Genomic DNA, 14,254 nt, shown 5'->3' with positions numbered 1-14,254 from the left:
CCCTGACCGTTCTGAAGGTCAGGGTTGCAAAATTACTGAGCAAGATCAGCGCTCTGTAACGATTTATCTTTCTGGCATCCTGGCTGTGTAATTACACCAGCTTGCCTACGTAATCGTACACGGCCTTCAGGATTTTCATTTTTCTCTCATCGCTTTGGTGTTCCATCGCGATAGATTCGAGATTTTGCATGTAAGCCGGCAGTTTGGTTTCGAAGTAATCCTGACAATGATACTTCCACTGCTGCTGTTCCTGATGGCTTAGCGTGAACGGGAAATTACGGGCGCGGTAACGAAACAGCAATGGCTTGATGCGTTTGTCATCCACATTCAGCTCGAGTTTGCCCAGCTCTTCAGGCGCGGATCCGCGAATGATGTCCATCGCCGATTTGTCTGCAGCAGAAAAAAAGCCGTTATACAGTTGTGTATCAACATCATCGCTTGGCTCAAACTCTCTGTCCTGACCAAATACAGCCAGCAGTTTTTCACGGATCTGCGGTTTTTCTTTCAGTGCGCTCAGATTGGCCAGACATTGAGCCCGGTCGATCCCTAGTCGCTCCGCATCTTCGGCCGTCAGTGTTTTCGCCGGTGCCAGCACTGGGCACTTATTAATATGAACCAGCTTGAGCGGGACAGGCAGCTCACCGGGATTGAGATCAGCCCGCTTGGTGTACAGCCGCTCACGCAGACTGTCAGCATCCAGCTCGAACAGCGGGGCAGGATCCATCGCCAGATTGACGCAAATGACCGCATTTTTGTTATCCGGATGCCAGGCCATGGGAACGATCCAACTGGTATTGCCGCACTCAGAACCAAACATACCTGAAACATGCACCAGGGGCGTCATTTCAGCGATGTCGATCAACGCCTGCAATTTACTTTTATGACGTAAGTTAAACAGGTAGTTAAAGAGTTTGGGTTGGCTGGCTTTGACTTTTCTGGCCAGCTCAATGGTGGCGTATACATCGGCCATTGCATCGTGTGCGTTGCTGTGTTCGATCCCGTTTTCAACCGATAAATGCTCAAGCTTAAAGCTCGGAAATCCGTCTTCGTTTGTTGGCCAGTTCAGTCCATCTGGGCGTAACGCATAGCAAGTACGCATGATATCAAGCATATCCCAGCGTGAATTGCCGCTTTGCCAGCTCCAGGCATAAGGATCGTAAAAATTGCGGTACAGGGTATATCGGGTGACTTCGTCATCAAAGCGCACGTTGTTATAGCCGATGACGCAGGTATTGGGTTTGGAGAGCTCCGCATGAATGCGCGCAATAAATTCATGTTCCGGCAGGCCTTTTTCCATCGCTTCTTGCGGTGTAATCCCTGTGATCAGGCAGGCTTCGGGTGACGGCAGGTAATCGCTGGGCGGCTGGCAGTAAATCACCAATGGCTCACCAATCACATTGAAATCCATGTCGGTTCTCACCCCGGCAAACTGGCAAGGTCGATCAACCGAAGGGTTTGCACCAAATGTCTCATAGTCCAGCCAAAACAGGGTTGGCTGGTTATCGTTATTACTCATTCTTACCTTTGCTGGCATAAACGTGTTTTCTGAGGTCATTCTACCAAAGAATTGCACTGGCTGCGGGGGATTTTGGTATGGATGACGTGCTGTACCTTTGAAAGAACGGATTATTTTAAGATGACGAACAAGTGCATACTGGCAGCGCTTAGGCATAAGGACTGTTTTTCTGAATGGATCTTGGGTTGTTATGTAACTTCAATGACATCGAGTTGAACGTCTTCGTAGGCGTCAGCCGCTGTCTTGCGCCTTTTAAGGACAAGCACTTCGCCAGACTGAAAGGGCTTGCCACCCGGGCCGATAGGGAATTGCAGCATGACCTTTTCAGAGGCGGATGAGCCTTCGCCGCGGCCGTAGATATGGGCCTGGCTGATAGGGTGATCATCAGTGGCATTCGGGCCGGTTCGAAAGGCATAAATGATCCGGCTGTCGACAGGGATCCGTTGAAGCCAGACACGGAGAATGCCGTTTCTTGCGGCGGTAGGGGGAACGGTAATTTTCATGGCAATTTGATTATAGCTAAACCCTGTGGCTGTAAGAGGCACATACCACAGGGCAATCGCTATTTCTTCGCAAAAGTGCGAAGGGAACAACCGTCATATTTGAGGGTTTCCGGTGGAACGGCTTTGCCTTTCGCATCAATCACAAGCAGGTAGATTTTCAAATCATCGACGGATTTCTTCCGGCCGATAAAGCGACGCAATCCGCGAGTGAGATCAATCGAATAACGTGTGTGCTCGTAGCGCAATGGATGCTTTGTACGGATATCGTAATCGTCACGTACGGCCAAGGTCGGATTACAATGCCCTGATGCGCCGTGACAAGTACCATGACCAAACAGGACGAGACGTCCAGAGTAGCTTTCATCGTCATAACCGGTTGAAGCGTTACAGGCGGGATTATTGATATAAGCGCGAATCTCGTAACTCGATTTGGGGGGATGTAAACGAAGGAAATCAAGCTGCGCCCGGACAAAGCCGCCTTCGACCAGTCCCATTGAGAGCTCTTTAGCCAGGCTCGCTGCGGCAGAGAGTGTTTTGGCCGGCAGGGTATTGGTGGTACCTGTGGCTGCGATGGCGGATTCCACTGAATTGTCAGAATAGATGTATTTTAGCGAATTCTCTGCGTCAATCAGATCACGGCCGATACGCCCGTCATAGACAACTTTCTGTTGAACAAATGTCGGAATATTTGCATCAGGGTGCAGTGTTTGCCAGTCAAACCAGACTTTATCGACCATGGAATGGTGAAGCCAGAAAAGGGGATCATAGGCTGCAGAAATGACTGAGCTCATGTCACCTGACCCTTGTGGTAAAGGGGAGTTACCTGCACCACCGACATATACATGCACAGCACCATGGGCGCCAAAATCGAAATCTTCCTGGAAACGCATAAAGTTGGGGTTGTCCATATAACGCTCAATATCGTTTTTTAGCTGACTGATGATGCTTTTAAAAGCGCTGGGGAAGCGTTGTGTATACTGCTCATCACCTTCCAGGCCCTGCGACGTGATGCGATACAGGCTTTTTGCTCGGTTGAGGGGATTATCCAGCTGGACGCCTTCTGCATTTTTATACCGAGGGTCATTGAGCACTTTGGGCAGGCCGTTTGCTGCATGAGTCGATTGACTGAACTGTGTCCAGTCCCAATAAGGCAATGTGAGTTCGAGTTCTTTATCTTTACGTTTCCACTGTAAGGCCGTATTCAGGGCCTTTTCAAATGAGTAGATATATGAGCGGTGCCAGGTCAGAAATACCCGGTTATCATCATGACAAAGATCCTGGTCATAACCGTGCCCTCTGGCCAGCGAAAAATAGCCGCGGCGATCGCCAACCGCAATGTCTGAAATTTCATACATTGCGGCATAGGCGTCTCGTAAATCGTTCATGTCTTGAGGATTCAGACGTAACAGGTTGAAACGGATCAGGGGTAAGCCCGCCAGTTTTCTGCGGTAATTGAGTTTCGCTATGGTTGTCATCTCTCGCTCCTCATTCCTGACTTCTGTCATTTAAAAAGCGGAAGGCAATAAGGAGACGGCTGAACTCGGGGATGTATTGCCTGCTTTTCTATACATTGATGTGTTCACTATAGTGCGTTTAGGTGCTTATGGTGGCTAAAATTGAAAAGTGTGAACCAAGGTGTATGCATGAGCCAAGGAGGCAGGTTGTGTACCTGATGTGGGGTTAACTGAGTGGATTGCAGTGGATGATCAGAGGAAATAAAAAGAGCGCCCTCAGGCGCTCTTTTTCGTGTTCATGTGCTTGAAGAGGGCTTATGCGCGCTCAACGTTAGCAGCTTGAGGACCTTTTTGGCCTTGCTCGATATCGAACTTCACTTTCTGACCTTCAGCCAGAGATTTGAAGCCTTCACCAGTGATAGCACGGAAGTGTACGAATACGTCTGCACCGCCGTTGTCTTGAGTGATGAAACCGAAGCCTTTCTCGTCGTTAAACCACTTCACAGTACCAGTTGCTTTAGACATAGGATGTCTCCTGAAAATATAGGAATAAATACGCCCTTGGGCGTGCTTCATGCCAACATAATGGATTACTTATGGACAAGGATGTAGCTCTTCAGGACAACGGCGCTTAGGTGAAGCGGGTGTATCGAAGTATACTTTTCACTTTGTTGCATAAATAGCGTTGCATTATAGGCAGAGTTATTAGGCCACAATGCAAGGCAGACGGCAAGCAAATAGTGAGTCATACCCAAAAAATCCTGAAAAATTGTGAAGATAACTGCAAATGTGAGGAATTGTGAAATGGATTCAGAGCTTTACCTGAAAGGAGGAATAGGAACTGGTCGGATTTCAGCGACAAAAAAAGGGCTTCGCAGCCCCTTTTACGCTAATGTGATGTTAGCTTATAGTCTTTCTACGTTGGCCGCTTGCAAGCCTTTTTGACCTTGCTCAACCTCGTACTGTACTTTTTGACCTTCTTGCAGCGTCTTGAATCCATCACCGGCGATTGCGCGGAAGTGAACAAATACGTCGGCACCACCGTTATCCTGAGTGATAAAACCGAAACCCTTTTCCTCGTTAAACCACTTAACGGTACCTGTTGCTTTGGACATGTTGTCTCCTGAATCTCTTACTCTTTACGTAGCTAACCAATAAGGCTTAACGAAACACCAAAGAATTGCTAACTCTACATCAACAGTCATCCGAAAGAGTCCTGACGAGAAGTGTCGCACGCTATCGCATTCAGCTAAATCAATACTGGTATTAAGAAAGAGTAGGCTCTTGTATTCCAAAAGCAAATAATTCCGCAGTATATTGTGAGTCACATAACAAGAAACAGTGTGCATATTTGTTTTTCATTGCTTGTCGCATGAATGAAAAGCATTTGTCATCGGAATAATGAAAATCAACAGTATAATGAATCGGTTAAAAATCGATCTTGATTTAGGATGCGCTGAGCAAGATCAATGAAATGCAGGGTGTCGTGAATTAAGAGTGATCTTACTTGTGAAGAAAGACAAGTTTCTGTTATAACCCAAGTAATGCAGGTTTTCTAGTTTCAAAGTAAGGACAAAACATGAGCAATATCCTGGAATTGGTGCGTCTTGCAAGACGCAAAAATAAACTTAAGCGTGAAATTCTTGATAATGACCGCAAGATCAGAGACAACCGCAAACGCGTCGAGTTGCTGGAAAACCTGATTGATTACATTCAGCCGAATATGACACATGAAGAGATTGTCAGCATTATTGAAAACATGAAGGCGGATTATGAAGACCGTGTTGATGACCATATCATCATCACGGCTGAGCTATCAAAAGAGCGCCGTGAAGCCAGTAAGCAATTGAAAGAACATAAGCGTACTGAGCTGGCGAACCGCCCGGCGAAATAAACGGATAAGCAACAATAACCGCTTGTCTCTGATAATAAAAAAGCCGCGTAAGCGGCTTTTTCGTCACAAATGTCTGCAGCGATGAGGCGCTGTTAGATTGCCAGCTCTTCAATCTGTGCTTTCGCTTCTACGCGGCCTTTATCGGCCATCTCATCACCCATGTTTAATGCTTCTGCGTACACAAACTCAACTTCAGTCATGCCGACAAAGCCAAGGATAGTGGTCAGGTAAGGCACCATAGTGTCAGTGGCGTTCCCTTTATGCATACCGCCACGAGAAGAAACAACAATCACTTTTTTACCTGTCAGCAGACCAACAGGTCCATTTTCAGTGTAAGAGAAAGTCACACCTGCACGGGCAATCAGGTCAAACCAGTTTTTCAGTTGAGTCGGAATACTGAAGTTATACATAGGTGCGCCAATGATAATCGTGTCACTGGTTTTGATTTCGTTGATCAGCTGATCGGACAGCGCAATTGTTTCTTTCTGACGCTGAGTCAGATTGTCACCGCCACGTAAACCACCGGCCAGTTCACCGTCTAATACAGGGAGCGGATGAGCAACCAGGTCACGCTCAATAATGGTGGAGATGCTATCTGCTTTCACGTTGACAAGATGATCAATCAGGGCGTTTGATTGAGAGTAATCGCCAAGAATGCTGGATTTCAGAACAAGAACTTTAGACATAATGCTGTCCCTTCTATAGTGATTCTTTAATGAACTTGGGCTAACTATAAATGCCGGACTACAACACTAAAAGCTGAAAAACTTGTGTAAGTTGTTCGAGTATTTTGAATGAAGCAAGATTTGGTTCGGAAAAATCCGAGCAGTCTGAGGGCGGAAGGGATTGAAAAAAGGATAAAAAATAGCCCGAAACGACTCCTGTTTCGGGCTTAGGGGAATGGCTCGTGAGAGCCTTGCGCTAACTGGTTTATAAATGGAGATCAATTACAATATCAAGCTTAGTTCAAGCAGCATTTTTTGCCAGTTTTAGCCCTGAGACAGTCAAGGCTACTGCAATCATCAGCACCAATAACCATCTACTCCAAATTCAAAGTGTTTTTCCAGATAAACCTGTATCTCTCACTAATTCCCTTGGCAGGCCATTTTTGATGCGATTGCCAACCCATTTTCCTATTCCCAGAGGAAAATCCTGATAGGTAACAATCACTTCACCTTTCCCAGTCAGGTTGTGCGGACGTATGTCTCTGCCCATGACCCACTCATTGGCTTCATCAGTAGTTAGAGAAACACAACTTGGCTCTTTGCCTGTAGCCAGTGTCATGACTGCTTCATGTTGCCAGCGATACCCTTTTTTATGCTTTTCTGCCAGTTTAATGCCAATACGCTGGAAACGGATGTTTTCTAGCAGCGGACGAAGTCGGGCAGGGAACAACCAGACTTCCTGATCCCGAAGCCAAACCTCCCGCTCTGGCGGTAGTGTCAGGCTGAGATCTGTGTACAGCTGCTGGTGGATTTGCTCACTGTCTTTGCGCGAGGCCAAAGAGAAGGGAAAACTGGCTTTTCGCTTTCTAGCCGGCTCACTTTCAACGGCCGCAAGCTTGCGAATGCGGGCGACAAAAAAACCTTCACTATCATAGACCTGTGGGAATACGTGTAGAAAGCCTTCCTCGGTGCAGGTTTTTTCTGCACCGTCAAATAAGTCAGCCAGAGTTTCAAATTGCACTGCATCGCCAAAGGTTTCTTTGAGAAAGAAACACACCGCTTGATTTTCAGTATGATTCAGCGTGCAGGTGGAATACACCATTACACCGCCGGGTTTCAGCGCCTGAAAAGCACTGACAATCAGCCCGCGTTGAATGTCTGCAATGTCTTGGACGTGCTTGAGGCTCCAGTTTGCCATGGCGTCTTCGTCTTTACGGATTGCCCCCTCGCCTGAACAGGGAGCATCGAGAAGAATGCTGTCAAACGCCTCAGGGGTCCAGCTACCGAAAATTTGACCATCAAAATGTGTAATTGCGGCATTAGACACGCCGCATCGCTGCAGGTTGGCGTGTAATACCTTGATGCGGCTGGCTGACAGTTCGTTCGCAACCAGTGCACCTTGATGTTGCATTGAGGCCGCGATTTGCGTTGTTTTTGAACCGGGGGCGGCTGCCATATCCAGCACACAACCGATTTGCTCGTTGTTTGTGAGTAAAGCGGTGACTGGCAGCATGGAGCTGGCCTCCTGTATATAAAACAGTCCTGCCAGGTGTTCTGCGGTATTGCCTAAAGATTCAGTGACTGACTCATCGTACTCTATCCAGAATCCTTCTTCACACCAGGGAACCGGTGTGAGTGTCCAGTCTTTGTCACTGACTTTTGCCAAAAAATCGGCGACGGAAATTTTCAGTGTATTGACCCGGATGCTGCGGCGTAGCGGGGTACGGCAACTGGCGAGGAAACTGTCCATATCCAGAGTGTCTGGCAGAATTTGGCGAATGAGGTTAATGAAATCGTCTGGAATGTAGATGGACTGATGCACTTGCTTTATCTCGGTTGGAATGCAGTCGGCAAGTCTATAACAAACTGGCGTCAGGATAAAATAACAAGGCAAGCCTGATAGCTTGCCTTGATGATGCCGACCTGGTTGATGCCGGGTGCTATTCCGCCGGAATAGCGGTCCGCCATTGTTTCCATTCAGGACTGGCCTTTTCGTGAAGCAGAAAGTGCGTTCCGCTTTGAGCCGGCGCGGAAAGAGGCTGGCCTTCAGGTGTCGCGAGTGCAATGCCGCCACGAATCAGGCTGTCTACCGTGCCAGCCTGAATGCTGGCTCCTGTCAGACCGACACTGACATCCAGCCCCGATGTGTTCCAGAATACGGTATCTGAACGAACCAGATGCCGGAACCCTGGCTCAATGTGCGCCTCTATCATCACTCTGTCAGCCAGCTCACCCAGTGTGACCTTGCTGACCTGACCCACTTGCATGTCTCTGAACAGCAGGGGCGTACCTGAACGTATTGAAGCGCGGGTGACACTTTCCAGAATAACGGTCAGGCCATCGAACCTTGCTTTTGCCTGCTCAGATAGCGCGAATGTTTGCCGATAATTTCCTTCACCCGGTTCTACTTCTATGTAGCTGCTAAAAAGACTGTCGAGATTTTTGACACCAGTGAGATCGACTTTCGGTGTGACCAGCCAGAAGTGCGTTTTATCTTTTGTCAGAGCCTCAGCAAACCGGGGAAAAAGGCGCGCATCAATCTGAACCAGACCGGTTTTAAAATCCGGTATCAGCGACAGCACTTTACCTACGGTTACCCCTTGATACTTGATATCAGTACCCACAGAAATGCCTTTGGCATGCTCTGCCGTCAGGCTGATTAGCGTGCCAAATTCCTTCGCGCTTTTCAGGCTGCTGAACAGCTTGAATTGTTTGCCGACACGGTTGGGAATACCGTTCATGTTATCGAAAGCTATACCGCCTTTGAGTAATGAAGTGACAGGGCTGGCTTTTATATTGACCCCAGACAGGCCAGCTTCGATTTCAACACCGGATTGATCCCAGAAAACGCTGTCGGCTGTTACCAGATAGCGGTACTTGTTCTGAATTGATAATTTTATTGTGACACCGTCACGCGTTAGGGCATAACCACTGACTTTGCCGACGGGAAGGTTACGGTACAGCACCGGGCTGCCTTCGCTCACCGAGGGAAGGGTCTCGGCAAAAAGTTGTACCGTGGTACTGCCGGATTGCTGGCTGCTGGCCAGTTTAGCGAGTGCCCGACTTTCAAACAGCGGATATTGGCGACGCATTTTCCCTGTGCCTTCAGAGGTAAAAGCAATGCTGCTACTGATTAACTGCTCTGCTGGCGGTACTGAGACATTGATACCGTCTGCACTGATGTCGGCCTGAATTCCGCCATCAATAAAGAAGCGGCTTTGGCTTCGTACCAGAGCAGTGAATTCGGGTTTGATAATGATATCAAAACGAACTTTTTCTTTCTCCAGGCTGACTTTTTTGACGCTTCCCACAGCCATACCACGGTGCGTCACCTGAGTATTTCTGCTGATACCAATATTCTTATCGGCGTACAGATGAATGACGGCAGCGCCGGGACGTTTCTCTTCAAGCTGTTCCTGGGTGAATGCCTGGAAGTGCCGGGCAGGCTCACCTTCGCCAGGAATCAACGTCAGATAATTACCTTTGATCAGATTACCGAGATTACTCACCCCTTGTAAGGAGAGGTTGGCTTCTTCCAGCAACAGGCTGGTGCCGGATGTCAGTAAATCACTCATGCTGGGTTCAATGGCTGCATGGGCGATTACACGCTTGCGTTGATGATCTAAACGCAAATCAGAGATCTGACCAATCTGCAGACCGCGATACACGATCGGAGCGCCGCCAGCACTGATGTGATTGTCATCAGGTAATTCAACGGTAATGGCGATGCCGCGTCCTGCTGTATTCAGATCGGGATACAGGCGGAATAAATGGTTCGGCTGGATAGGAAGACCTTCGTCCGGAGAGTCGAAAGCAATCGCCCCGGCAATCAATGCAGAGAGGCTTTCAAACTGAACATCAACACCATTAAATCCGATATTGGCACTGACACCACTCACGTTCCAGAAGCGGCTTTTATTGGTCACCAGGTTGGCGTACTGAGGCTGGATCAGAACGTCGATCAACACGCGTTTTTTATTGTTGCTGAGGGTGTAGTTATAGACTTCACCAACAGGGATTTTTTTATAGTAAACCTGCGCCCCGATAGAGACAGAACCCAGATCGGGCGCCTGAAGCTGAATGGTTAGCCCTTCGCCAGCGGGGTTTCTGAGGGTTGACTGGCTAAAGCGTCAAACTCCTGGGCCGGTTCGCCCTCGCCAGGGAGCAGTGCTATGTAGTTACCGGATACCAGTGCATCGAGGCCGCTGATGCCGGTAATCGAGGCTTTGGGTTTAACAAGCCAGAACCGCGTGCCTTTGCGTAAAACCTGTACCGCTTCGGGGTAGATATCAGCGGTCACATAGATACTTTGCAGGTCATCTGAAAGTTTTACGTCCCGGACGACGCCGACTTCCAGGCCCTGATAACGAATCATAGTTCTGCCGGCAACCAGGCCGGCCGCATCGTCAAAATGGATAGTGATTCGCTGGCCAGCTTCGCTGACAGCCTGAACCACCAGCCATGCCGCCAGTCCCAAAGCAAGAACAGGTAAAATCCACAGCGGCGATATCTGTCTGTCCCTTTTGACATTGACCGGTTGAGGTTGTTGTGGCCCGACAGGAGGGCCAAAAGGGGGCTGTGGCGGGTACTTATTGTTTGTCATAATTATCCCAAATCAGGCGAGAGTCCAGGCTTTCTGCTGCCAGCATGGTGAGCACGACAACGATCGCAAAGGCAATGGCTCCCGGGCCAGGGGTAAAATCCAGAATCTGGCCGCGATCAATGAGCGTGACCATTAAAGCAATGACGAACAAGTCCATCATTGACCATTTTCCGATCCACTGAATGATACGGTAAAGCCTCATTCTGTGTAAGTGATTGATCTTTCTTTTACCGTGGATGCACAGAAGAATAAATGCAAGTCCGAGTATTTTGGCAACGGGTACAACGATACTGGCAAAGAAAATCAGAATGGCGATGCCTTCCATACCTGTATTGATGAGAGACGCGACACCAGAGAGAATCGTGTCTTCAATCCGCTTACCGTTGTTCAGAAATATAGATATCGGGTAGGTGTTAGCCGGGATGATGAAAATAGTCGCTGTGATCAGGTAAGCCCAGGTTTTCTGTATTGAAAACGGTTTACGGTAGTGGGTCGGGCTATGGCAACGGTGGCATATGTCAGTCTCTTCCTGGCTCAGATGGCAATTGCCACAGTGTAACTTCAATGCCGGGCCTTTATGATCGGTTTCAGGTTGCCAGGCTTCCCAGTACCGTTTGACATTGAATCGCGTGAGCATGATGACCATGAGTATTTCCATCATGACCAGGCAAAACAGACCGGGGCCGACATAGATATCGGCATAGTCTTTTACTTTGAAGCAGGCAATGCCTAAGCTGACCAGAAAAACATCAAACATCGCCCAATTCTTCAGGTGGTCTATGCACCACATCGAGTACTTAAAGAGGCTGAGATGGCGTTTCGCCAAACCCAGTTGAGCGCTGGCTACCGACAGAAAAACCAGTAAAGGTGCGACTGTGCTGCAGAACAGGATTAACAGCGCGACCGCGGGATAATCGGCTGACAATGTCAGTGCGCCAGAGGGTATGGTCGCCGGTATCATGACGCCGAACAGGCGAATGGTAATTAACGGGTAGAGATGCGCCGGTATGATTAATATCAAACCGGCGACAGCAAGGGCCAGATCGCCACGTATCGATGGCATGCCGCCACGGTACATGCGTGATTCACAGCGGGGACAAAAAGCGCTTTGTCCCCTGGCGGTTACTTTAGGTGTCAAAAGTAAATCACAACTAGGGCAGAGTCTTACCGTTGACATTGTTGTCCATCCTATTTGGAACCGTTAACCAGTTGAACTGGCATCACTATATTATTTTGAATTGAACCTGGCTACTGTCAGATTCTGATCATTAATGTGATGTTCAGCATCGCTGGATTGTGCAGTACCGTACAGGGTCTGATACAGGCCGGTTGTGTTCACCAGCTCAGAGTGTGTGCCCGTCTGGCTTACCTGACCGTCTTCCAGCACATAAATGATATCAGCCTGTTTTACCGCAGAGAGCCTGTGAGCCACAATAAGGGTCGTGCGGTCTGCCAGAAAGTGGTTCAACGCAGTATGCAGAGCGGCTTCAGTGGCAGTATCCAGTGCAGATGTTGCCTCATCCAGAATGACGAAATCCGGGTTAGTCAGAATCATTCTGGCGATAGCGAGCCGCTGACGCTGCCCCCTGAAAGGCGAATTCCCTGACGGCCAATTTGAGTATCCAGTCCGTCACTCAGTCGCTGTGTTACATCTGAAAGTTGTGCGATTTCAATCGCTTGCCAGAGCTGTTCGTCGCTATACTCAGCGCCCAATGACAGATTATGGCGAAGGGTGTCATTGAACAGTACCGGTTGTTGCAACACAACGGCCATTTTTTCACGAAGTGCCTCATAGCTAACGTCTTCAACAGGATGGCCATTGATCAGGATATCGCCACTGTCTTTTTGATAGATGCCAAGAAGTAATTGGATCAATGTGGATTTTCCGCCGCCTGACGCGCCCACTAATGCGACGCGTTTTCCTGCCGGCAATGAAAGATTCAATCCGTTCAGGACTTTCTTGTCTTCGTCATAGGAAAAGTCCAGATGATTGATATCAATGGCAATCTGTTTATGGCCGGAGAAGGGATCTACTTTGGCCTGAGGACGAACCTCTTCTTCCAGTGCAATCAGCTGGTTCAGACGCTGCATAGCGGCCGAAGCACCGTACCAGGCAAATTGAATACCCAACAGTTCCTGAACCGGGCCCAGCATAAACCACAGATAGCCAAATACCGCGAACATCTGGCCAATGGTCAAATCGCTGAACAGCACCATGAGCATGGCCCCCGCGCGGAAGAGCTCGAATCCAATCAAAAACAGCAGGAAGGATATCCGACCGGCGGCTTCTGACTGCCAGGCGTACTTATCGGCATTATCACGGATACCATCAGCATGCTCTTTCAGGTTTTTCAGGAAGTCGCGTTCACGGTTTGCCGCTCTGAGCTGATAAATACCATCCAGCGTTTCAACCAGTCGCTGCTGAAATTTCTCGAAGGCTTGGTTTTCTTTCCGCTTTAAGTGCTTAACTCTGTTTCCCATTTTTCGTGATGCATAAATCACGACGGGATTGACCAGAAGAATGAACAGTCCCAGCTCCCAGTTCAGCCACAGCAGCACCACGGCTGTCCCGAGTACAGTTAGTGTACCAATCAGAAAGCGGCTTAACGTGTCACCGACAAATTTATCGATGGTTTCAACATCCGTAACCAGGTGGGAGGTGATCCCGCCGCTGCCGCGCTCTTCATACTGACGCATGCTGATCCGGCCCAGTTTATCAATCAGGTGCTTGCGCATCTGATAGGTGATGTTTTTGGCGACTAAGGTGAACTGGCGGCTTTGCAGAATATTCAAAGCTTGGCTGGCAGCACGCATAACGACGACCATCAGGAGCACCAGAATGATATAGGCAGCCGGTTGTTGCCAGGCTAACGGCAGGAAATGGTTTAATAAGGCAATTCCTTTTCCCGGCTGGTCAAGCAGAATTTCGTCTACCATCAGCGGCATCAGCAGTGGGATAGGGACGCTGATAAGCGTGGCAATCAGGGCGATGATATTGGCAGCAATCAGCCTCTTTTTGTGATGTTTTGCTTGCTTTATCAACCATGACCAGTTAATCATTTGATTCGTTGAGCCTTTCACAGTGATAACGATTCCTATTACGATGCAAAGGTGCCATTTTAACGGCTATATATGGAGTAAGCCATGGAAAATAAATCTGCATTCTACCGTCGTTTAACCCAACAGGCTGTGGCAATCGTTGACGGTGAACCTGATGTAATTGCTAATATTTCTAATATTAGTGCGTTACTGAACATGGAGTTAGAAGATATTAACTGGGTCGGTTTTTATCTGCTGAAAGATGACCAGTTGGTGTTGGGTCCATTTCAGGGTAAACCTGCCTGTGTCCGCATACCTGTAGGCCGCGGTGTTTGTGGCACGGCAATCTCAGAAAACAAAGTTCAGCGAGTTGGTGACGTCCATCAATTTGAGGGGCACATTGCCTGTGATGCGGCCAGCAATTCTGAGATCGTGATTCCATTTTCTGTTAAAGGTGAATTGTACGGCGTATTGGATATTGATAGCCCAAGCCTGTCAAGATTTGACCAGGAAGATGAAGACGGACTGGTTGCATTCATTGAGGAACTACAAATTAAGCTCTAATTGTATGCTTTCGGTG

The 14,254-nt window shown here is 48.5% G+C and carries 10 protein-coding genes and 2 pseudogenes; 2 read left to right on the top strand and 10 right to left on the bottom strand.

From position 1 onward, the window contains the following. Positions 1 to 91: 91 nt before the first annotated feature. The 5 genes from sbcB to cspE (P4S53_RS16810) form a co-directional block, all read right to left on the bottom strand. The gene (gene sbcB, locus P4S53_RS16830; protein WP_337113570.1) at positions 92 to 1,516 is read right to left on the bottom strand and encodes an exodeoxyribonuclease I; all 1,425 of its coding nucleotides are present in this window, start codon (positions 1,514 to 1,516) and stop codon (positions 92 to 94) included. 188 nt (positions 1,517 to 1,704) lie between these two features. Beyond that, positions 1,705 to 2,019 (bottom strand): hypothetical protein, encoded by a 315-nt coding sequence (locus tag P4S53_RS16825; protein WP_337113569.1) that lies wholly within the window; start codon positions 2,017 to 2,019, stop codon positions 1,705 to 1,707. A 59-nt stretch (positions 2,020 to 2,078) separates the two neighbouring features. After that, positions 2,079 to 3,494, bottom strand: coding sequence for a tyrosinase family protein (locus P4S53_RS16820; RefSeq protein WP_337113568.1), 1,416 nt, complete (start codon positions 3,492 to 3,494; stop codon positions 2,079 to 2,081). A 294-nt stretch (positions 3,495 to 3,788) separates the two neighbouring features. Further along, positions 3,789 to 3,998, bottom strand: a complete 210-nt coding sequence (gene cspE / locus P4S53_RS16815; protein WP_027252186.1) for a transcription antiterminator/RNA stability regulator CspE — start codon at positions 3,996 to 3,998, stop codon at positions 3,789 to 3,791. 380 nt (positions 3,999 to 4,378) lie between these two features. Then, positions 4,379 to 4,588 (bottom strand): transcription antiterminator/RNA stability regulator CspE, encoded by a 210-nt coding sequence (gene cspE, locus P4S53_RS16810; protein ID WP_027252187.1) that lies wholly within the window; start codon positions 4,586 to 4,588, stop codon positions 4,379 to 4,381. Positions 4,589 to 5,052: 464 nt separating this feature from the next. Between cspE (P4S53_RS16810) and P4S53_RS16805 the strand changes: the two genes are divergently transcribed. After that, positions 5,053 to 5,367, top strand: coding sequence for a DUF496 family protein (locus P4S53_RS16805; RefSeq protein WP_192017070.1), 315 nt, complete (start codon positions 5,053 to 5,055; stop codon positions 5,365 to 5,367). A gap of 92 nt (positions 5,368 to 5,459) precedes the next feature. Here P4S53_RS16805 and P4S53_RS16800 read toward each other — a convergent pair whose 3' ends face one another. From P4S53_RS16800 to P4S53_RS16780, 5 genes and pseudogenes are all read right to left on the bottom strand, one after another. Further along, positions 5,460 to 6,053 carry an FMN-dependent NADH-azoreductase gene (locus tag P4S53_RS16800; protein WP_337113567.1) on the bottom strand — a complete coding sequence of 198 codons (594 nt, stop codon included), beginning with the start codon at positions 6,051 to 6,053 and terminating at the stop codon, positions 5,460 to 5,462. A 364-nt stretch (positions 6,054 to 6,417) separates the two neighbouring features. Then, entirely contained in the window at positions 6,418 to 7,854 is a 1,437-nt protein-coding gene (gene rsmF / locus P4S53_RS16795; RefSeq protein ID WP_337113566.1) for a 16S rRNA (cytosine(1407)-C(5))-methyltransferase RsmF, read from the bottom strand. A 118-nt stretch (positions 7,855 to 7,972) separates the two neighbouring features. Beyond that, positions 7,973 to 10,635: pseudogene (locus P4S53_RS16790) on the bottom strand (MlaD family protein). Further along, on the bottom strand, positions 10,622 to 11,812 hold the full coding sequence (locus P4S53_RS16785) for a paraquat-inducible protein A (protein ID WP_337113565.1): 1,191 nt from the start codon (positions 11,810 to 11,812) through the stop codon (positions 10,622 to 10,624). Before P4S53_RS16785 ends, P4S53_RS16790 begins: the two are co-directional and overlap by 14 nt. A 51-nt stretch (positions 11,813 to 11,863) precedes the next feature. Continuing rightward, positions 11,864 to 13,695 (bottom strand): annotated as a pseudogene (locus P4S53_RS16780) (ABC transporter ATP-binding protein). 84 nt (positions 13,696 to 13,779) lie between these two features. Between P4S53_RS16780 and P4S53_RS16775 the strand changes: the two are divergent. Then, positions 13,780 to 14,238 carry a GAF domain-containing protein gene (locus P4S53_RS16775; RefSeq protein ID WP_337113564.1) on the top strand — a complete coding sequence of 153 codons (459 nt, stop codon included), beginning with the start codon at positions 13,780 to 13,782 and terminating at the stop codon, positions 14,236 to 14,238. Positions 14,239 to 14,254: the final 16 nt, after the last annotated feature.

This window comes from Photobacterium sp. Hal280 (assembly GCF_037162255.1).
GTDB lineage: Bacteria > Pseudomonadota > Gammaproteobacteria > Enterobacterales > Vibrionaceae > Photobacterium.
This window is presented reverse-complemented; position numbering and strand designations above follow the sequence as displayed.

What these genes read in the sequence shown, in the direction of transcription:
- P4S53_RS16785 (WP_337113565.1), bottom strand. Translation starts at nt 11,812, where the DNA reads ATGTCAACGGTAAGACTCTGCCCTAGTTGTGATTTACTTTTGACACCT.
- P4S53_RS16825 (WP_337113569.1), bottom strand. Translation starts at nt 2,019, where the DNA reads ATGAAAATTACCGTTCCCCCTACCGCCGCAAGAAACGGCATTCTCCGT.
- cspE (WP_027252187.1), bottom strand. Translation starts at nt 4,588, where the DNA reads ATGTCCAAAGCAACAGGTACCGTTAAGTGGTTTAACGAGGAAAAGGGT.
- cspE (WP_027252186.1), bottom strand. Translation starts at nt 3,998, where the DNA reads ATGTCTAAAGCAACTGGTACTGTGAAGTGGTTTAACGACGAGAAAGGC.
- P4S53_RS16805 (WP_192017070.1), top strand. Translation starts at nt 5,053, where the DNA reads ATGAGCAATATCCTGGAATTGGTGCGTCTTGCAAGACGCAAAAATAAA.
- sbcB (WP_337113570.1), bottom strand. Translation starts at nt 1,516, where the DNA reads ATGAGTAATAACGATAACCAGCCAACCCTGTTTTGGCTGGACTATGAG.
- P4S53_RS16800 (WP_337113567.1), bottom strand. Translation starts at nt 6,053, where the DNA reads ATGTCTAAAGTTCTTGTTCTGAAATCCAGCATTCTTGGCGATTACTCT.
- P4S53_RS16820 (WP_337113568.1), bottom strand. Translation starts at nt 3,494, where the DNA reads ATGACAACCATAGCGAAACTCAATTACCGCAGAAAACTGGCGGGCTTA.
- P4S53_RS16775 (WP_337113564.1), top strand. Translation starts at nt 13,780, where the DNA reads ATGGAAAATAAATCTGCATTCTACCGTCGTTTAACCCAACAGGCTGTG.